This window comes from Nocardia sp. CA-120079 (assembly GCF_050955745.1).
Taxonomy (GTDB): domain Bacteria; phylum Actinomycetota; class Actinomycetes; order Mycobacteriales; family Mycobacteriaceae; genus Nocardia.
Genome location: NZ_CP192088.1, coordinates 3,315,028 through 3,333,152 on the forward strand (window position 1 = coordinate 3,315,028; position 18,125 = coordinate 3,333,152).

Below are 18,125 nucleotides of genomic sequence, written 5' to 3' on the forward strand. Positions count from 1 at the left end.
TGCGATGACAATGATCGATATCCTGCGGCGCGTCACGATAACGCGGCGCACTGCGCTCCGCATCGGGGCGGTGATCGCGGTCTGCGCCGTAGCGTTGGTCGGAGCGCGCGTGTACCAGTGTCTGACCCGAACGACGGTCGTCGCCTACTTCAGCAACACCAACGGCTTGTATCAAGGTGACAATGTCTTGTTGCTGGGGTTGAAGATCGGCACCGTCGACGAGATCCGCACGGATGGCGACAAGATGCGGGTCACCTTCCACTACAAGTCCTCGGTGAAGATCCCCGCGACCGCGAAGGCCGTCATCCTGTCTCCGACACTGGTCTCCGCGCGTGCGATTCAGCTGACTCCAGCCTACGAGCGAGGCCCGGAGCTCTCGGACCACGCGGTGATACCGATCGACCGCACCGCCGTGCCCGTGGAATGGGACGACTTCCGCAAACAACTCGATCGCCTCGCCTCGTCTCTCGGCCCGACCCCGAGCGAGCCGAACGGTCCCTTGGGTTCCTTCATCAACTCCGGTGCGGAGGCATTGGACGGTAACGGCGCCCGTCTGCACCGGACGATCACCCAGTTGTCCGACGCTCTCACCACGGTGTCCAACGGCCGTCACGACCTGTTCAGCATCGTGCGCAACCTCCAGGTCTTCGTTTCGGCACTGGCCGCGAGCAGTCAGCAGATCGTCGAGATCAACGGCCATCTCGCATCGGTGAGCGGTCTGCTGACGGGAACCGACCACGACCTCTCCGACGCGCTGGTCCAACTCGACGGTGTCGCAAACGATCTGAAGACGTTCATCGGCGAAAACCGTGACGGAGTCCAGCACGCCGCCGATGCTTTGACGACCCTCACCACCACGCTGAACCAGAGCAAGCCGGCAATCGAGAACCTGTTACACGTGGCTCCGAACGCGTTCGGAAATTTCAACAACATCTACAACCCGGCTCAGGGGGCTCTCACCGGTGCGCTGGCCGTTACCCAGATGCAGAACCCGCTGCAGTTCATCTGCGGTGCCGTACAGGCCGCCAGCCGCTTGGGCGCCGCCGAGGCGGCGAAGCTGTGCGTGCAATACCTCGGTCCGGTGCTGCAGAGTCTGAAGTTCAATTATCCGCCGGTCGGCGTCAACATGGCCGACGGTGTGGACGCCCGGCCCGACCAGGTGGACTACAGCGAACCGGCGCTGAACCCGTACCCGGACGGCCCGCCGCCCTCCGGTGCCGTCGTCGCGCCCGGGACGGGTCTGGCGGGACTGCTGCCGGGAGGACACCGATGAGCGTCGGGGCACGGACCGGGGCCTTTCGGCCGGCGCGGCTCGCGGCACTCGTGAGCTGTGCGATCGTGCTGGCCGGCTGCGGTGCATGGCGTGGGGTGAACTCGCTGCCGCTGCCCGGGACCGAGGGGCAGCGCGCCGGTTCGTTCGAGATACGCATCGAAATGCCGAATGTCGCTGGAATCCAACCTAATTCGCGGGTGCGAGTGGCGGACGTGAATGTCGGGACGATCACGCGCATCGACCTCGAGCAGTGGCATGCGGTGGTCACCGTCCGCGTGAACGGCGATGTCCAGCTGCCCGAGAACGCGGTCGCCAAGGTCGGTCAGACGAGCCTGTTGGGCAGCCAGCACATCGAATTGTCGCCACCGCCCGGCGAGTCAGCGGTCGGGCGGCTGCACGGCGGCGATGTGATCCCACTGCGGCGGGCCGGGCAGTATCCGACGACGGAGCAGACTCTCGCGGCGCTGTCGGTAGTGCTCAACGGCGGCGGAATCGGGCGACTGCAGCAGATCGACAAAGAACTGAACTCCGCCCTGTCGGGCCGGGAAACAACGGTGCGGGACTTCATTACCCAGTTGTCGACTTTCATGCAGGGCTTGGACGAACAGAAGCAGGACATCATCGCGGCGATGGCGGGGCTGGACCATCTCGCGGGGACAGTGAGCCGTCAAAACGAGACCTTGTCTCATGCGCTGGATTCGATCCCGCCCGCGCTCGCGGTGCTGAACACCGAGCGTGACAAGCTCGTACAGGCTGTCACGGCGGTCGGCGATTTCTCCCGGAAGGCCAACGACGTGGTGGTCGCCAGCCGTGACGACGTGATGCAGAATCTCCGCAACCTGGAGCCCGCGCTGCGGGCTCTGGGAGATGCGGGCCAGGACCTGACCCGGTCACTGGGTATCTATGCCACCTATCCCTGGCCGGAACGTAACTTGGACAAATGGATTCGCGGCGATTACGCGAATCTCAGTGCGGTCATCGACCTGACCCTCGGTCGCATCGACAATTCGCTGTTGCAGGGCACACCCGTGGAGGGGCAGCTGACGGCGCTCGAGACGGCGCTGGGCCGCACGAAAGACAGGCAGCCGGGTTTGGGCACACCGAACCCCCTGACCGGTCCGGTCTCCGGAGGCCGATGATGAGACTCACGCGATTGGTCCGGATTCAGCTGACGGTGTTCACGATCCTCACCGTCGTATCCCTCACCGTGATGGGCCTGAAGTTCGTTCAGATACCGGCGCTGCTGGGAATCGGCCGCTACCAGGTCACGATCGAGCTGGTCACGAACGGAAACCTCTACAAGACGGCGAATGTCACCTACCGTGGCAAGACGGTGGGGCGGGTCACCGGCATCGAGCCCTCGTCCGACGGTGTGGTGGTGACGCTGAGTATGGACAGCGACACCAAGATCCCCGAGAACGTGGATGCGCATGTGCACAGTCGCTCCGCCATCGGTGAACAGTACGTCGACCTCGTACCGCGCACATCGGCGTCGCCCTACCTGCGCGACGGCAGCCGCATACCGGTCGATCGGACCACGGTGCCGCAGGATATCGGGACCCTGCTCGACACAGTCGACCGCAGCCTCGCCGCGCTGCCGGCGGACAACCTGCACACGCTGATCGATGAGAGCTACCGCGGTTTCGACGGCACCGGTCCCAGCATCGCCCGCCTGCTCGATGCGGCATACGGTCTCAGCAAGGACGGCCGCGAAAACATCACGCCGGTAACGGGCCTCATCCAGAACGCCGGGCCCGTGCTCGATGCGACCGTCGCCTCCGACGCGTCGATCAGGGCCTGGGCCGGCGATGTCGCGACCCTCACCGGCCAGCTGGCCGATAGCGATGCGACGCTGCGGGATCTGCTGGTGCAGGGTCGCGCGGCGGCCGACCAGGCCACCGCGCTGTTCGAGAAGCTGCAGCCCACCTTGCCGGTGCTGCTGGCCAATATGGTCGGTCTGGGACAGGTCGCGGTCACCTACATCGCTGCACTGGAACAGATACTGGTGCTGTTGCCGGCCGGAGCCGCGGCCCTGGACACCATGGCGTACCCGAACAGGAACGGTACCCCCGGTGACTTCATGTCCTTCAAACTCGGTGTGAACGTTCCACCGCCGTGCACGGTGGGATACCTGCCGGCATCGCAGCGGCGAGACGCCGGCGCCGAGGACGAGCCGGCCCGGCCCGTCCAGCCGCTGTATTGCGCACTGCCGCAATCGGATCAGAACGCGGTGCGCGGAGCGCGGAACTATCCGTGTGCCGAACACCCCGGTAAGCGCGCACCGACCGTCGAGATGTGCGACAGCGACGAGCCGTACCGCCCACTGGGCACCAACCCGTGGCTCGGTGAGTCGCAGGCCTATGTGGACAACCCGCAATACCACCCCTCCGCGTACACCGGCCCCGGCGCCGGGACGAACGGCCCGCCCGGGCCGGGGGTGAGTACCGCAACCTACAGCACGGACGGCACATACACCGGCGCGGACGGAAGAACCTACCGGCAGACCGACATCGCCACCAGCACTGGAAGGGAGTCGACATGGCAGACGATGATGAGCCCGGCAAGGTGAGCGATGCCGAAGCAGACGCCGCTTCGATCGACGAGGACGGCTCCAAAGCGGATCTGATTGCCTCGGCACAGGATCGATCCGATGGCCACGCGAATGACGACGCCACCTTGCCGGAGAACCCTGTGAGTCAGGACGTGCCGGATCATGTTTCGCAGAGACGGGGCGAGCCCCACTCGGGCAAGGGGCCTCGGGTGCCCCGCTCCCGTGTTCGGGTGCTGACCGCCGTTGTCGCGGTGACCGCGCTGGTCGCGGTGGCCGCGGCCGCCGGCAGCGGCTACCTGGCGCACCACCATCGCACAGCGCAGGCGGCGAGCGACCGGCGTTTGGCGTATGTGCAGTCGGCGCGGCAGGAAGTACTCAATGTCCTTACCGTGCACTACGACTCGGCCGACAACGACGTGCAACGCATCCTCGACGACGCCACGGGGCAGTGGCGTGCGGAGTTCGCCCCGCAGGCACAGCGTTTCGCCGGTGCCGTGCGTGAGGCGAAAGTCGTGACCACGGCCGAGATCGCCGGAGCAGGACTGGAATACGTCAACGACGACGGAAGCGGCGTGGTTCTGCTCACCGCGCACTCGAAGGTGTCGAATTCCGCGGGCGCACATGAGGAACCGCGAACCTTCCGGGTCCGGGTGACCGTGGCGCCCGACGGTGACAGGCTGAAGATCTCGAAGATGGAGTACGTGGCGTCATGACGGTCGAGCTCGAGAATCACGCCAGCACAACGCGATCCGGCGATCCGGAAGACACGGCCATCGAGCCGATCGGAACCGAGGGCGAGCGTGCGACCGAGGTCGCGGAGACACGGGGTAAGAACGAACTCGCGAATGCGTCGTGGCGGGCCCGAGTGCTTGCCTACGCGATCGACGTGATCTGCCCGGCCGCGACACTGGCCGCGGTGTGTCTCATCGTGCTCGATGATCCGCGAGATATCTACGTGCGGATCGGATCCGCAGCGGCAACGGTCGTCGTCGCAGCCTTCGTGCTGTGGAATACCGGCTACCGCCAGGGAAAAACGGGCCGGACGATCGGCAAGCTGGTCGTCGGCATCCGCACCACAGCGGCAGGCACGGTGGACGCACCAGGAATCACGCGAGCGCTGCTGCGGGAGGTGGCTCATCTCGTCGACACCGTCCCGTTGCTGCTCGGCTGGTTGTGGCCCCTGTGGGACGAATACGGCCGCTCCTTCGCCGACAAGCTCGCCGAGACGCGGGTAAGTGCGGACAGTGCACCGAGTTCGAGCGAAGCGCGCCCGCGCGCTGTGCGGATCGCATGCTCGGTTTTCGCCTTCTTCGCCGCAGCCCTCGTTGCGCTCACCGCGACGCAATACGCCCACGACTATCGAAGCGATCGCGACACCGCGACGATCATGGCGAACGCACCGGATATCGCCCAGAACGCCACGGTCGCGCTGCTGTCCTACCAGGCGGCGACGGTGGACAAGGATCTGGCGTCGGCCTCGTCCAAGCTGACCGGCAGCTTCAAAGATTATTACGACAAGTACACGAAGGATGTCGTCATCCCGACCGCCAGGGAGAAGTCGGTGAATACCCACGCCCAGTCCGTCGGCGCGGCAGTGGTTTCGGCCGATTCCCGCAACGCCGTCGTGCTCGTATTCGTCAACCAGATCACCACCACCGCTCAGGATCCGCGGCCGTCGGCGATGGCGAGTACGGTCCGGGTGCGGCTGACCGAATCCGACGGCCACTGGCTGGTCTCCGGCTTCGATCCGATCTGATGGCCGAGCATCTGGTGGTACCGCGTTCCGGCAGTGCGGCCGCCGCGGGGCGGATCTCGACGTGGCGCACGATTACCACAGCTCTCCTCCCACGCGCGCTGGCGCTGACTGTGCTGCATGTGCTGGCCCGGACCGGTCTGGCGTACGCGGTGGCGTATTGGACGCCGTTCAGCGTGGCGGCTCGATGGCTCGCCTTGGCTGTCGTCGTGGTGGCCGCAGCGGTGTGGGGCGCGATCGACGGCCATCGCCATCGCGCCCGGGCGGATCGGTCCGCGCGCGATCTTCCCGTCTTCTGGCTCGGTGTCGCTTTCGTCGCCGCGGGGCTGTCCGGGCTGGTCTACGGAGTACTCGGGCAGGTTTCCAGCATCCGCACCGACGGCAATGCGTTCGTCTTCGAAGTGACGACGGGCGCGGCCTGGATAGTGCTGGTGATCTATGTTCCGGCGGTGGTCGGCGTTGCGATCGAACGGCGCTTCGGCTCCTGAAACTGTCCGCGTCCAGCCCCTGTCGTTCGCCGAGGTGGTCCGCCGGATCAGCGGTAGCGGTGCCACGGTCACGGCTGGGGATGACAGGAATTTCGCTGTGTCCCCGGCTTCCCTGTACAGAACGCTTCCTTTTCGTTACGCTGTAAAATATATCGGTACGGGCCGCTGGAGGGTTCGTGCCGGACAGTCACTCGAACGAGGAGAGGCACATGACCGAGGCGATGCCCGCTGTTCAAGAGCAAGCCGATGAGGAAAAGATCTGGGCGCATTCCGGCGACTCCCACCTGATGGAGCCGGAGGACCTATGGACCTCGCGTCTGCCGAAGCGGCTCGCGGATCGTGCGCCGCGCTCGGAGCGCGGCGAGAAGTACGAGATCCTTTACATCGACGGCATGCAGATCGACCGCCAGCTCAATGACTTCATGGACGCCATGCGCCCGCCAGGCTTCAAAGACCTCCAGATCCGTTTGCGCGACCTGGATCAGGAAGGCGTGCGCAACCAGCTCGCTTTTCCCTCGATGGGCTTCTGGACCTGCAACATCCGCGACCCCGAGCTGGAGAACGCTGTCGCCCGGGCGTGGAACGACTGGGCTCTGGAAGAGGTGATGTCCAAGCAGGACCGGATCTTCGCCCCGGCCATCGTTCCCCTGAGAGACGTCAAGAATGCCGTTGCCGAAGCGGAGCGTGCGGCGGAGCTGGGCTTCCGCGCTTTGTATTTCCCGTGCGGGATCGATGACGACCGGGCCTGGGGTCTGGATCTGTGGGAGCCGCTGTGGACCGCGGCCGAGCGTCTGGGCCTGCCGCTCGCGTACCACATCGGAACGGGCGCCGCGAACGTGGTTTACCGCGGTCCCGGCGGCGCAGTGGTGAATTACATGGAAACGACCTACCCGGGTATGCGGGTGATCACGCACCTGGTCGCCGGCGGTGCGCTCGACCGGCATCCGGATCTGAAGGTTCTCATCGCCGAGGGCGGCGCCGGCTGGGTGCCCGCGATCGGCGACCGGATGGACGAGGCCTATCGGCAGCACGGAATGTTCGTGCGCCCGCGGCTGTCTCGGTTGCCCAGTGAGATCATCCGCCAGCAGGTGTACGCGTCGTTCCAGCACGATGTCAGTGCCGTGCAGGTCATCGAGGACACTGCTTACGACAATGTGATGTGGGGCGACGATTACCCGCATCTGGAAGGCACCTACGGGCATACGCAGCAGACGCTGCACTCGATCTTCGACAATGTGGATGTGAAGATCCGAGATCGCGTCCTGCACGGCACCTTCGAGGAGCTCTTCCCGGCGGCGGCTGCGGCTGCCTGACAGCGGGAAAGCGCGAGCGCTCGATGGTCGCGGGGAGCGGCCATCGAGCATTTCCCGCTGTGCGCGAGGTCGACAGGGGCCCGGGCGGCCGATGTCGTTCCGCCGCGAAATTGCACAACCCGCGACGAAACTCCGTGATAGTGAGCGCTTCAGGCCGACGGATTCACGCTCGTGCCGATCTCGGTCTCCGCGAGGACAGCTCCGTCGGCATCCAGTAACTGCACGCGCACGCGGCCTTCGGCGCGGCGGGGGGCATGTTCGCCGGCCGCGCCGGGAACGCCGCGGAGACCGGCGACGGCGGCGTCTATCAGATCGTCGGCGAAATCGACGACAGCGCCCGGAAGCTGCCCGGCCAGCCATTGGGCGGCCAGGGCGTGTGCGGGTCCAGTGACGATGGCGACCATCACAGTCATCGGTAGATCGCGTACCTCGCCTCGGGCGATGAGGGGAGTGAGCCGGTCGCGGTATGCCTCGGCGATGTCGCTGTTCATCGATCGGACTCGCCGTCCGTACTCGCTTGACCAGTCGATCCGGCCCTGCGAGTACAGGAATCGCGCCCGGACGGGATTGGCCTCGATCCACTCCAGTTGATGCCGGATGAAACCGTCGACGACATCTGCCAACGTGTCCGGCCCGTCGGAAAGTACCTGCCGATATCCCTCGTGAATCGACCCGATGGTGTCGGCGTACAGCGCTCCCGCGATCGCCTCCTTGCTGGAAAAATGGTGGAACAACGCACCATTGGACACGCCACTGCGCTCCCGAATCCGGGCGATCGTGGTGTGCTCGTACCCGTCCTCGCTGAAGCACTCCAGCGCCGCGTGCAGAACTCGGTCTCGGACACCCACGTCGTACAGAGTAATGCTCTCATCGCGACGTGACGGAATGAGCGGTCGTAGAGCGTAGCGGCAGAGCTATGTCGACGCGGAGCACCGCTCCGGAGTGTTACTCTGCTCGCGTACGTTCACGTCGAGAGTGCAGGATCACCGATGGATACAGCTGTGACCGCCAACACCGCCTTCGAACTCGCCCCCGGACATGCCCGGCTACGGGATGCCGCGCGAAGCGCTGCAGCCGAATTCGGTTCACGAGCAACGGAGGTTCGCCGACACCTGATCGATCACAGCCGGATGCATCCGGAGTTGTGGGCGCTGTTCTGCGCCAACGGTTGGGCGGGGCTCGGCCTCGAACCCGACCGAGCAGGCGGTGACGGTGGTCTTCTCGGGATGGCAATCGTTCTCGAGGCCTTCGCCGAACAAGGGATCGTGTTGTGGATGCCGGTGCTGTCCACTGCGATCGCTCGTGCGATCGAAACCGTGGGCCCGCAGGCCGCAGCCGAAACCTGGACGCCGCGGGTGGCATCCGGGGCGACGCATGTGGGCATGGCGGCGACGGAACCGCACGCCGGCCACAACATATTCGCCGTCGAGACCGAAATCCGTCGCGACGGAGACACATTCATCGTGAACGGTCTGAAACGGATCACCTCGGGCCTCGACGTCGCCGATCGCGTGCTGGTATTCGGTCGTGCCGACCGTCGCGACCTCGGCGCCGGCTATACGACGGTACTGCTCGACCCGAGAGCGCCCGGTGTGACGACCACCGAGATCCCGATGCGGTTCCGCGAAGGTGTGCGCCAGTTCCAGCTCGAATTCGACTGTGTGACAGTGCCCGCCGACGCACTTGTCGGCAGCGAAGGCCGTGGACTGGCCACCATGTGGCCGTTCACGCATGCCGAGCGGGCACTCACTGCGGCCGTGTGTACGGGAACGGCCCAATACAGTCTCGGTCGCGCCATCGCGCATGCCGGCAACCGGACAATTTCCGGCACAACTCCTATCGGGGCCGAACAGGCGATCTCCCATCCCCTCGCGGCTCTGCACGCACGTCTCACAGCCGCTCGCATGGTCGTCTATCGCACGGCGGCCCGGATCGACTCGGGCATCGACGGCGATACTGCGGCATCGGACAGCAATATCGCCAAACTACTCGCGGCCGACGTCGCGTTCGACGCCGCCGACCACGCTGTGCAGGTACTCGGCGCCACCGCGTGGGACGACCGCGACGGCATGATCGACATCTACCTCGACGCGCGACTGTCGCGCTCGGGACCGGTCAGCAACGAATTCACCCTCAACCACATCGCACACCACGTCCTCGGCTTGCCCGCTCACGCGGGATAAGCGAGCAGGCCCGGCAACGGCCGGAGCAGGCCTCCGAGGTCGAAACCGACAGGCCGGCTACGCATGAACGGTGATTCAGACCGGTGCATCTCCGATGCCGGCGGCGTCGCGCAGTGCGGAGGCGGTCACCACGGTGATTTTGTCCAGCCGCTGTGCCTGTACGACCGACCGGGCGCTGGCCGATCTTCCAAGAGCGCACCTGGCCCGATATTCGAAGAGCGCCGCCATCCACCACGCCGAGTGCTCCCCGCGCATGCGGGGAGCTGATACTGCAACGGCAGTTGTAGTGACGGGGTGCGGCAGAATGTGCGTTCGGTCGTGGTATCGGATCATGTTGTGGCCGAGCTGAATTCGTTGTGTGACCGGATCGGTGGCCGGTTCCGGCGGGCCGAGCCGAGGGCCCGGGCCCATGAGTACGTGTGCGGGCTGGTCGCCGGTCTCGAGCGTAAGAACGGTGGACGCCGGCCGAGCAGGCTGGCGAAGCCGGCCCGGACGGCATGCAGCGGCTGCTGAGATGGGCGGACTGGGGCATCGACGGGGTGCGCGACGATGTCCGCGACTATGTGGTGGAGCATCTCGGCGACCCGGACGGTGTCCTGATCTGCGACGAGACCGGATTTGTGAAAAAGGGCCTCGAGTCCGCCGGCGTGCGGCGCCAATACTTCGGCAAGTGTTGTGGTGTGAGTGCGCTCAACCGTGCCAGTACCGAACACCGGGACCAGGCCAGTTGAAGCCACACCAACGCCGGAATAGACGTCCGTTCCGGAAATGGTCGACACACCATCCGCATTCAACGCGGGCACACTCTGAACCGAGTCGAGCTGGCGGCAGTGTGGACACGTGAGGTCGATGTCCATGCGGGGGACCCCCTCCCAAGCCGTTGCGCTGTAGCGGCGCGTTTGTGGTGCTGGTACCTGCAACGAAAGCTCGGTGAGGTATCCAACACCTTCAGCGACCCGCTGTCGAGAGGTATTGGCGTGCTGATGCATTGGTGTCCCTTCCTGGCTGAGGGCTGAGGGCTGAGGGCTGAGGGCTGAGGGCTGAGGGCTGAGGGCTGAGGGCTGAGGGCTGAGGGCTGAGGCGGATTCGGGCGATCCAGCTGCCCACGGTCCCCGACCCTGATGTTGTCGCGCTTATGGCTTGTGTCCTGTCCTGCACGATCGGTGAAACGAAGTCCTGGGGCGACTGTTGGGAGCGGCTGGCAGCGCCGCTCGAAACGGGTCTGCCATGGGTGAGGTCGCGCCGGTGAACTGCCTGCGGTGCGCGCGGTGGGTGATGCTCAAAGCACGGATCGGGCAGCGCATATCCGGGGGTCGCCCCGAGAGACCGGCATTCGCTGTGGACCAAATGTCGAAGAGTACGTCCCAGTGGCTATCGCCGGCCTCGGGGCAGACCATCTGCCTGACCGCGTCGTTTATGTCGTCATATGGTTTTTCATTGTCGGCGTGACCGTTGTGGCGAGGGGGTGGGGTTCGCCGGTGAGGTGGGTGAGCGCGGTTGCGACTTCGTTGATTGTTGCCGTGGTGTAGACGCCGGTGGGTCCGGCGCTGCCCAGGGCATGGCGGGCGAATTCGCGTGCGATCGCGCCGCCGTAGCGGCGTTCGACCTAGGTGGTTGTGGTGTGGCGCAGCCAGTGGATGGAGATGCCGTGGGTGATGACCCAGGGCAGATATCGGCCGAGGCGCTCGAACAGGTAGTTGTAGCGACGGCGAGTGATGGGCTTGCCGTTGCGTGCACGCAGCAGTTGCTCGTTCGGTGCGGCTCCGCGCTGTTCGGCGTGGCGGCACAGCGCCCGCATCAGTGTGGGCGAGACCGGCTGCCATTGTTCGGTGCCGCCTTTCTCCCGTAAGAGAATCACCGACTGCACGGGATCGAGATCTCGAGGACGCAAGGCCAGTGCACCGCCACGGCGGCAGGCGGTTTCGGTGTGCAGGCGCAGCAGCAGGGTGTCGAGCTGCGGGTCGTTGCCGGTGGTAGCGGCGACGCGGTTGATCTCGCTCAGGAGGTCTTCGGGCAGTGCACGCCGGTTGGATCGGGTGCGCCGGGGTTTGGTGAGCTCGGCGGCCGGGTTGTCGCGCGGGTCGATGATCCGGTTGTCTTCGGCGTGGGTGTAGATCCGGCGCAACGCGTCGATGACGTCGCGCACGACTTCACGTCCGTCTCGCCCGTTGCGGCGGATCAGTCGCTGGGTCTTGATCACCTCGCACAGCCCCTGCAGCTCCACGGCAGTCGGCTCGTTCAATGCCCGCTCGGCCCACCCCGGCTGGGCAAGGATCTTCGTCCAATATGTCTGGTAGTGATCGCGAGTCCGGCTCGCGGGCATGCTGTCGGCGACGACTGGGATGTAGTCACCGAAGGTCGGGATGCTTGTGGTCGGACCGGTGTCGTCGCTGAGCTCGGCGACGGTGAGATTGAGCCGGTCCATCATCATCCGGACCGCGGCGACGTCGGCGTCGCTGCGCGCGCTCATCGTCCCACCCCCTCGCAGAAGCGGCGGGCGGCCATCTCGTCGAGGACATGCGGTGGGAAAACCACCAGCAGGCGTTGATCAGGATCGGCGGCCAACAGGACCCTGTCGTGATGCTGGATGCCCGCGGCGCGCCGTGCGTGGGCGGGCAGGGATAGATGCCCGTGCTTGGTGATTCCGCGGCGGCCGTAGCCGGGCCGGGTGATCACGATCAGCCCCCGGTGATCCGCCAGGACAACAGGTCACCGGGGTGCCAATCCAGTACTCGCAGAACGGCTTTGTCGACCACGCGTCCGTTGGTGTCGACCGGCCGCACGCTGTACACCGCGGTCTGTGCCGGTGGTTGCTCCATGGTCGCCATCGGCAGACCGGCACCGATTCCGCCGCCACCACAGTCGGCGAGCCCGATGGAGGAGAAGGCAGGGATCAGCGCAGATAATGTGTCATCGGTCACATCGACCACCGCCGAACGGTGCAAACCCGCAGGTGGCGGTGTACGGCCAGGACAGGGTGTCCAGGCGATGCCCGGACCCGATTTTTGGGGGCATAAATGCCACAGTTCGGTGTCCGGAGGGGGACTTGAACCCCCACGCCCGATAAAGGGCACTAGCACCTCAAGCTAGCGCGTCTGCCATTCCGCCACCCGGACCGGTGTTGCTGAGCAAGGGTAACGGATGGGTGGGGAAGTGTTGAAATCGGTTGGGTCAGCGGAGGCGGGCGACGCGTTCGAGCACTGGACGCCAGGACTCGACGGAGGCGACTCGAAGGCCGACCACCTTGCCCGTGTCGTCGGCGCGGCGGAGCGCGATGGCGGAGGTGAAGTCGGGATCGGTTCGGAATTCGGCGATTTCGGTCTCGGTCAGCGGACCGCCTTGGGCCACCAGGGTGCGTCGGCTGGTGGGGGACAGGGTGTAGGCGGTTTCGGTGGCGGCCAAGTAGCGCTTGGCGACGACGTGGAGTTCGACCAATCGGGCGACCCGGTCGCCGAGTAGTGCGCGGATCGCGTCCGCGCCGTGTTTGCCGTGGCCCGCATCGTCGCCGGGGACGAGTTTGTGGCCGATATCGTGCAGGAGTCCGGCGAGTTGGAGTTCCTCGTCGTCCGGATGGGATCGGCGCAGCAGCTCTGCGCATTGCAGGTCGTGGTCCAAGATGTCGACGGGGTCGCCGCTGCGGTCGGGCGTATCCCAGACGTCGGCGCATCCGGCCAGCAGGTTCAGCAATTCGTCGATGGTGGTGACGGGCACCTCGACCCCAATCTGTCGATCACCAGGCGGAATGGTCTAGACCAGTATGTCGTCGATCGGCGCTCGACGGGTTTCTTCCGAATGGCATTTCGATGAACGCGGGCCGCATCGGGTGCTCGCCCGAACCCGGTCCGCGCCACACCGAGTTCCGAGAGCGATGTGGCAGGCTGGCCGCATGCGTGTTGCCGTTGTTGCCGGGCCGGATCCCGGCCATGCGTTTCCGGCGCTGGCGCTGTGCGAACGCTTCCTGGCCGCCGGTGACGATCCGGTGCTGTTCACCGGACCGCGTTGGTTCGACGCCGCCAAGCAGGCGGGCATCGCGGTGCGCAGGCTCAAGGGGCTCGCGCCGCGAACCGTCGACGACGACAATGATGCCGGTCAGCGCATTCATGAGCGTGCGGCGCATATTTCGACCGAAATCCTGCCCGATCTGAGCGCGATGCTGCCGGAGCTCGTGGTGTCGGATGTGCTGACCGCGGGCGGCGGGATGGCCGCCGAGCGACTCGGGGTGCCGTGGGTCGAGTTGTCGCCACATCCGCTGTACCTACCGTCGAAAGCGTTACCGCCCATCGGAAGTGGCCTCGCGCCGGGGGAAGGGGTGCGCGGCCGGCTGCGTGACGGCGTGTTGCGCACCATGACCGCGCGCGCCGTTCGTAGCGGTCTGCGTCAGCGCGAGCAGGCCCGCGAAAGCGTCGGATTGCCCGGCGCCGATCCGGGCCCGGCGGCCCGCCTGATCGCCACCCTGCCCGCCCTCGAGATGCCGCGCCCCGACTGGCCCGAGCACACCCACGTCGTCGGCCCGCTGCTGTGGGAGCCGACTCCGGAAATCCTCGAGCCACCGCTCGGCGATGAGCCACTGGTCATGGTCGCACCGTCGACCGCGCATACAGGTGTCGCAGGCATGGTCGAAACCGTGCTCGCCGCATTGGACGGAGCGGGCGTCCGGGTGGCTATTTCCATGCTCGACACCCCGCCCACCGACCTGCCGTCATGGGCCACCGCCGGACTCGGCCGTCAGGACGAACTGCTCACCCACGCGTCGGTCGTGGTGGGCGGCGGCGGCCACGGTCTGCTCGCGAAATCCCTGCTCGCCGGTGTGCCGATCGTGACGGTACCCGGCGGTGGCGACCAGTGGGAACTCGCCAATCGCGCTGCCCGCCAAGGCAGTTCGATCCTGGTCCGCCCCCTGACCACCGATGCGGTGCGTACCGCAGTCCTCGATCTGCTCGACACGCCCGACTACACCGCCGCGGCGCAACGAGCGGCCGCCGGTATCGCGGAAGTCGCGGACCCGATCCGCATCTGTCACGACGTCCTCAGCGTGCGGACGCGCTAGAGGCCTGTTCGCGAATCGAACGGCCCGAGTGAAGGCCCCCAGCGGCGCGAGTATCTTGAATACGGTGCGGTTGACCGAGTTCCAGGAGCTGTTGCACACCGAGTTCGGTGTGTCCCGCGGCGATGCGCTGCTCAGGGACCACACCATCCCGGCATTGGGCGGGCGGACGGGCGCCGCCGCCATCGAGGCGGGCATCGACCCGCGTGACGTGTGGCGCGCGCTCTGCGCCGACTTCGACGTGCCGAGAACACGCTGGTGAGCGATCACGGATACCGCTTCGATGAGCGGCTGCGCATGATTCCCGTCGATCATGCGCAGCTGGCCGCTCGCGTCGCGACCGCGCGGCCGGTCGACTTCGCCGAATTCCGCAAGATCGGCATCGAGCTGATGCTGCTCGGCCGCTACGCCGAGGCCCTCGATCACCTCGATCGCGCCCTCGAACTCGCCGATAGTGACTATCGCCGGACCTCGGTCTGGATCAACCTCGGTGATGTCTACCGCTACTGGGGTGACATCGTCACCGCCGAGACGCTGTATCGCCGAGCCGTGGACCGAGCCGGCGACTCCGAGGTGCTCTCCTTCGCGCTGCAGCACCTGGGCAAGGCCCTTGCCGAACAGGGCAGACTGCCCGAGGCCAGGGCACGGCTCACCGAGGCGTTGAAACTGCGCGTCGTCGAGGGGGATGCCGAGCTGATCGAGGCCACCCGCACCACCCTCGACCTGCTCGATGATCTGCCCACGACCTTGCCGCCGAAGGTCGCCGCGGTGCTGGGTCCGGAGCCCGCGTGGTCGGAGGAACACGAGGGAATGAGCGGCGGTGTCGCGCACGTCGACGGTGCGTACTGGGTGAAGCGGGGACCGAAGGCCGCAGCCGAGTGTGCGCGGTTGAATTGGCTGCGGGGCAAAGGGATTCAACTACCTGAGATTGCTGTGTTCGAAGAGGATGTGCTGGTTCTCGCCGACGCGGGTCTGCCGAGTCTGGCCGCTGAACCGACAGCATCGGTGGGCGCGGTCATGGGCGCGCTGTTGCGGCGGCTGCACGATATGCCCGTTGCCGAGTGCCCATTCGACGGCGGGTTGGATGTGATGCTGGCCCAGGCGCGCCGCCGTGTGCTCGAGGGTTTGGTCGATGTCGACGACTTCGACGACGACAATCGAGGGCAGACACCGGAACAGATCTACCGACGGCTGCTGGCCGAGCGTCCGCCGGACGAGGATCTCGTTGTCGCGCACGGTGATTTCACCCCGTCCAATGTGCTGGTCGGCGCTCTGCTGATCGACGTCGGCGGTTTGGGTGTCGCGGATCGGTACCGCGATCTGGCCCTGGTCGATCGCGACCTGCGCGAGGACTTCGGTATCGACGAACTGGGCGCGTTCTACGCCGCCTATGGGCTTGCCGAGCCGGACCGGCGGCGACTGGACTACTACCGACTGCTCGACGAACTCTTCTGAGCTCAGGCCTTTTTGGCGTAGTGGCGTGCGGCCTTGGTGCGGTTGCCGCAGCTCGCCATCGAATGCCAACGGCGGGTGCCGTTTCTCGAGGTGTCGTAGAAGAACAGGACGCAGTCCGGGTGGGCGCACTGGCGGATCCGGTCCGGCGCTTCGGCCAGTAGCCGCAGCAGGTTGTCGGCGGCGAGCCAGCCGGGGAGCCAGGTGGTTTCGGGTACGTCGACTATTTCGGCGGGGCCGGTGTCGGTCAGCACGCGTCGGATCCGGCCGTGGTCGAGGACTTCGTTGAGCGCGGTGTGTGAGGTGTGTTTCACGGTGTCGTAGATGGCGGTGCGGGCGGCGAGTATCGCCTGCAGGGTCCGCTGGTCGGCATTGGCGCGATCGTCGAGTCCGGCCGAGGTCAGCCATATGCCCAGGCCCGCGACATCGGTGAGCAGATCCTGCGGTCCGTCCTGGATCCATCGGGTGTTCAGCAGGTCGAGTGCCAGCGGTTCACCGAGGTGGGGACGTGGATCAGGCATACCTGAGGGTAGCGATCTTCCTTTCGTTGCCAAGGCAACCACCGCCGTTCTAACCGGTTAACTCCGTTTTAGAGGTTGACGTTCTACTTGCTTATAGTTATGTTCTAACTGGTAAAGCTACTTAGAACAGTTACAAATTCCGAGAAGGACCACATGACCACGGCCATCGCGCCCCAACTGGCCACCGGACACATCGGCCTGAACGTCTCCGACCTGGACCGATCGGTGGACTTCTACCGCCGCGCATTCGGTTTCGAGCAGCTCGCGGCCAGCATCGACGACGAAAAGCGTTGGGCCTTCCTCGGTGCGAACGGCAAGCTCGTGCTGACCCTGTGGCAGCAGTCCGACGGCGCGTTCTCCACCGAAACCCCTGGTCTGCACCATCTTTCGTTCCAGGTCGACACCATCGAACAGGTGCGTTCGATCGAGGCGCTGCTGCGTGAACTGTCGGTGAGCTTCGCCCACGACGGGGTGGTCGCGCACGGCGAGGGCGTCGCCTCGGGTGGCATCTTCTTCGTCGACCCCGACGGTATCCGCCTCGAGGTCTACGCACCCACGGGTGCCGAATCCGCTCCCGCGCCCAGCGGTGCCACCCCGACGTGTGGATTCTTCTGAGCCCGGAGGCTGTTGAACACTGTGATGTCTCACTTTCATTCGGGCGAGGTCGCCGTACAGCAGCGAATGGGCCAGGCGCAGATCGCCGACCGGGTAGGGCGGATGATTCGTGCCGACATCCCGGATATCGCGACGGCTTTCCTGGCGGAGCAGCCGATGGTCGTGATCGCGGCCGCGGACCTCGACGGACGGATGTGGGCAGGCGCGGTGGTCGGTTCGCCGGGATTCGTGCACGTCGTTGATACCGAGACGATCGCAATCGATGCATTTCCGGCAGTGGGAGATCCGCTACACGAAGCACTGACCCGCCCTGTCCGGATCGGTATGATCGCGCTGCAGCCTCAGCGGCGCAGGCGAATGCGCGTCAACGGATTCGCGGCTCCGACGGAGGCGGGGCTACAAATTACTGTCGATCAGGTGTATTCGAACTGCCCGAAGTACATCTCGCGCAGGCAGATCGAATCGTACCGCCCCGATATCGAACTGCCGGCGCCCCGGCATGGCACGGAACTCGATGCGCGGCAGCATGCACTGATCGCCGCGGCGGACGCCTTCTTCGTCGCCACCGCGGATACCGACGGAAATGCCGACGCCTCCCACCGTGGCGGGAATCCCGGCTTCCTGCGGGTGCTTTCGCCGACTCGGCTGAGATGGCCTGACTACCAGGGTAATTCGATGTTCATGACACTCGGGAACATCGCGGTGAACCCACGCTGCGGCATCCTGATCCCGGACTGGACCACTGGCGGAACCCTCCAACTCAGCGGAACCGCCGAATTGTCCTGGGCACCGGAAACCTTCACCGCCGGGGCCCAGTGCACGATCGACTTCGCCATTACGGAAGTGATCGAAATCCACGGCGCGGGCCCGCTGCGCTGGGGTCCCGCCGAACTTTCCCCGGTCAACCCCTGACCCCGAATCCCCGAGAAGGA

The 18,125-nt window shown here is 65.8% G+C and carries 19 protein-coding genes, 1 tRNA gene and 1 pseudogene; 14 read left to right on the forward strand and 7 right to left on the reverse strand.

Annotated features, from left to right (window positions below):
* Positions 1 to 4 precede the first annotated feature (4 nt).
* From ACQPYR_RS15105 to ACQPYR_RS15135, 7 genes are all read left to right on the forward strand, one after another.
* Complete coding sequence (locus ACQPYR_RS15105; protein ID WP_433632656.1) at positions 5 to 1,273, forward strand: MCE family protein; 1,269 nt, start codon at positions 5 to 7, stop codon at positions 1,271 to 1,273.
* Entirely contained in the window at positions 1,270 to 2,412 is a 1,143-nt protein-coding gene (locus ACQPYR_RS15110; RefSeq protein WP_433632658.1) for an MCE family protein, read from the forward strand. The genes ACQPYR_RS15105 and ACQPYR_RS15110 overlap by 4 nt, the downstream gene beginning before the upstream one ends.
* On the forward strand, positions 2,409 to 3,842 hold the full coding sequence (locus ACQPYR_RS15115; protein WP_433632660.1) for an MCE family protein: 1,434 nt from the start codon (positions 2,409 to 2,411) through the stop codon (positions 3,840 to 3,842). Before ACQPYR_RS15110 ends, ACQPYR_RS15115 begins: the two co-directional genes overlap by 4 nt.
* Positions 3,812 to 4,537, forward strand: coding sequence for a hypothetical protein (locus ACQPYR_RS15120; protein ID WP_433632663.1), 726 nt, complete (start codon positions 3,812 to 3,814; stop codon positions 4,535 to 4,537). Before ACQPYR_RS15115 ends, ACQPYR_RS15120 begins: the two co-directional genes overlap by 31 nt.
* Positions 4,534 to 5,580, forward strand: coding sequence for an RDD family protein (locus tag ACQPYR_RS15125; protein WP_433632666.1), 1,047 nt, complete (start codon positions 4,534 to 4,536; stop codon positions 5,578 to 5,580). The genes ACQPYR_RS15120 and ACQPYR_RS15125 overlap by 4 nt, the downstream gene beginning before the upstream one ends.
* A complete protein-coding gene (locus ACQPYR_RS15130; RefSeq protein WP_433632669.1) occupies positions 5,580 to 6,065 on the forward strand; it encodes a B-4DMT family transporter in 486 nt (161 codons plus the stop codon). The genes ACQPYR_RS15125 and ACQPYR_RS15130 overlap by 1 nt, the downstream gene beginning before the upstream one ends.
* A gap of 209 nt (positions 6,066 to 6,274) precedes the next feature.
* A complete protein-coding gene (locus ACQPYR_RS15135; RefSeq protein ID WP_433632671.1) occupies positions 6,275 to 7,378 on the forward strand; it encodes an amidohydrolase family protein in 1,104 nt (367 codons plus the stop codon).
* A 149-nt stretch (positions 7,379 to 7,527) separates the two neighbouring features.
* Here ACQPYR_RS15135 and ACQPYR_RS15140 read toward each other — a convergent pair whose 3' ends face one another.
* A complete protein-coding gene (locus tag ACQPYR_RS15140) occupies positions 7,528 to 8,226 on the reverse strand; it encodes a TetR/AcrR family transcriptional regulator (RefSeq protein ID WP_433632673.1) in 699 nt (232 codons plus the stop codon).
* Positions 8,227 to 8,367: 141 nt separating this feature from the next.
* Here ACQPYR_RS15140 and ACQPYR_RS15145 point away from each other — a divergent pair, with 141 nt between their 5' ends.
* Together ACQPYR_RS15145 and ACQPYR_RS15150 are read left to right on the forward strand one after the other, a co-directional pair.
* Complete coding sequence (locus tag ACQPYR_RS15145; RefSeq protein WP_433632676.1) at positions 8,368 to 9,561, forward strand: acyl-CoA dehydrogenase family protein; 1,194 nt, start codon at positions 8,368 to 8,370, stop codon at positions 9,559 to 9,561.
* Positions 9,562 to 9,879: 318 nt separating this feature from the next.
* Positions 9,880 to 10,229, forward strand: a pseudogene (locus ACQPYR_RS15150) (transposase); the annotation flags it as partial.
* A 938-nt stretch (positions 10,230 to 11,167) separates the two neighbouring features.
* Here ACQPYR_RS15150 and ACQPYR_RS15155 read toward each other — a convergent pair.
* From ACQPYR_RS15155 to ACQPYR_RS15175, 5 genes are all read right to left on the reverse strand, one after another.
* Positions 11,168 to 12,031, reverse strand: a complete 864-nt coding sequence (locus tag ACQPYR_RS15155; protein WP_433632679.1) for a tyrosine-type recombinase/integrase — start codon at positions 12,029 to 12,031, stop codon at positions 11,168 to 11,170.
* A complete protein-coding gene (locus ACQPYR_RS15160; RefSeq protein ID WP_433632681.1) occupies positions 12,028 to 12,237 on the reverse strand; it encodes a hypothetical protein in 210 nt (69 codons plus the stop codon). Before ACQPYR_RS15160 ends, ACQPYR_RS15155 begins: the two co-directional genes overlap by 4 nt.
* A gap of 2 nt (positions 12,238 to 12,239) precedes the next feature.
* Entirely contained in the window at positions 12,240 to 12,482 is a 243-nt protein-coding gene (locus ACQPYR_RS15165) for a hypothetical protein (protein WP_433632683.1), read from the reverse strand.
* Between the two features lie 110 nt (positions 12,483 to 12,592).
* Positions 12,593 to 12,677, reverse strand: a tRNA-Leu gene (locus ACQPYR_RS15170).
* 55 nt (positions 12,678 to 12,732) lie between these two features.
* A complete protein-coding gene (locus tag ACQPYR_RS15175; protein WP_433632686.1) occupies positions 12,733 to 13,272 on the reverse strand; it encodes an HD domain-containing protein in 540 nt (179 codons plus the stop codon).
* Positions 13,273 to 13,447: 175 nt separating this feature from the next.
* Here ACQPYR_RS15175 and ACQPYR_RS15180 point away from each other — a divergent pair, with 175 nt between their 5' ends.
* The 3 genes from ACQPYR_RS15180 (at position 13,448) to ACQPYR_RS15190 (ending at position 16,060) form a co-directional block, all read left to right on the forward strand.
* Positions 13,448 to 14,608 carry a glycosyltransferase gene (locus ACQPYR_RS15180; RefSeq protein WP_433632689.1) on the forward strand — a complete coding sequence of 387 codons (1,161 nt, stop codon included), beginning with the start codon at positions 13,448 to 13,450 and terminating at the stop codon, positions 14,606 to 14,608.
* 64 nt (positions 14,609 to 14,672) lie between these two features.
* Positions 14,673 to 14,867, forward strand: a complete 195-nt coding sequence (locus ACQPYR_RS15185; protein ID WP_063038523.1) for a DUF3046 domain-containing protein — start codon at positions 14,673 to 14,675, stop codon at positions 14,865 to 14,867.
* Entirely contained in the window at positions 14,864 to 16,060 is a 1,197-nt protein-coding gene (locus ACQPYR_RS15190) for a phosphotransferase (RefSeq protein ID WP_433632691.1), read from the forward strand. The genes ACQPYR_RS15185 and ACQPYR_RS15190 overlap by 4 nt, the downstream gene beginning before the upstream one ends.
* A 2-nt stretch (positions 16,061 to 16,062) precedes the next feature.
* On the opposite strand, the gene ACQPYR_RS15195 is transcribed toward ACQPYR_RS15190, so the two are convergent.
* Positions 16,063 to 16,578 carry a CGNR zinc finger domain-containing protein gene (locus ACQPYR_RS15195; RefSeq protein WP_433632694.1) on the reverse strand — a complete coding sequence of 172 codons (516 nt, stop codon included), beginning with the start codon at positions 16,576 to 16,578 and terminating at the stop codon, positions 16,063 to 16,065.
* A 153-nt stretch (positions 16,579 to 16,731) separates the two neighbouring features.
* Here ACQPYR_RS15195 and ACQPYR_RS15200 point away from each other — a divergent pair, with 153 nt between their 5' ends.
* Positions 16,732 to 17,193, forward strand: coding sequence for a VOC family protein (locus ACQPYR_RS15200; RefSeq protein WP_433632698.1), 462 nt, complete (start codon positions 16,732 to 16,734; stop codon positions 17,191 to 17,193).
* Positions 17,194 to 17,217: 24 nt separating this feature from the next.
* Positions 17,218 to 18,105, forward strand: coding sequence for a pyridoxamine 5'-phosphate oxidase family protein (locus tag ACQPYR_RS15205; RefSeq protein ID WP_433632701.1), 888 nt, complete (start codon positions 17,218 to 17,220; stop codon positions 18,103 to 18,105).
* Positions 18,106 to 18,125: the final 20 nt, after the last annotated feature.

Coding starts and splice junctions, on each gene's coding strand:
- ACQPYR_RS15105 (WP_433632656.1), top strand. CDS start 5: ATGACAATGATCGATATCCTGCGGCGCGTCACGATAACGCGGCGCACT.
- ACQPYR_RS15110 (WP_433632658.1), top strand. CDS start 1,270: ATGAGCGTCGGGGCACGGACCGGGGCCTTTCGGCCGGCGCGGCTCGCG.
- ACQPYR_RS15115 (WP_433632660.1), top strand. CDS start 2,409: ATGATGAGACTCACGCGATTGGTCCGGATTCAGCTGACGGTGTTCACG.
- ACQPYR_RS15120 (WP_433632663.1), top strand. CDS start 3,812: ATGGCAGACGATGATGAGCCCGGCAAGGTGAGCGATGCCGAAGCAGAC.
- ACQPYR_RS15125 (WP_433632666.1), top strand. CDS start 4,534: ATGACGGTCGAGCTCGAGAATCACGCCAGCACAACGCGATCCGGCGAT.
- ACQPYR_RS15130 (WP_433632669.1), top strand. CDS start 5,580: ATGGCCGAGCATCTGGTGGTACCGCGTTCCGGCAGTGCGGCCGCCGCG.
- ACQPYR_RS15135 (WP_433632671.1), top strand. CDS start 6,275: ATGACCGAGGCGATGCCCGCTGTTCAAGAGCAAGCCGATGAGGAAAAG.
- ACQPYR_RS15145 (WP_433632676.1), top strand. CDS start 8,368: ATGGATACAGCTGTGACCGCCAACACCGCCTTCGAACTCGCCCCCGGA.
- ACQPYR_RS15155 (WP_433632679.1), bottom strand. CDS start 12,031: ATGAGCGCGCGCAGCGACGCCGACGTCGCCGCGGTCCGGATGATGATG.
- ACQPYR_RS15180 (WP_433632689.1), top strand. CDS start 13,448: ATGCGTGTTGCCGTTGTTGCCGGGCCGGATCCCGGCCATGCGTTTCCG.
- ACQPYR_RS15195 (WP_433632694.1), bottom strand. CDS start 16,578: ATGCCTGATCCACGTCCCCACCTCGGTGAACCGCTGGCACTCGACCTG.
- ACQPYR_RS15200 (WP_433632698.1), top strand. CDS start 16,732: ATGACCACGGCCATCGCGCCCCAACTGGCCACCGGACACATCGGCCTG.
- ACQPYR_RS15205 (WP_433632701.1), top strand. CDS start 17,218: ATGTCTCACTTTCATTCGGGCGAGGTCGCCGTACAGCAGCGAATGGGC.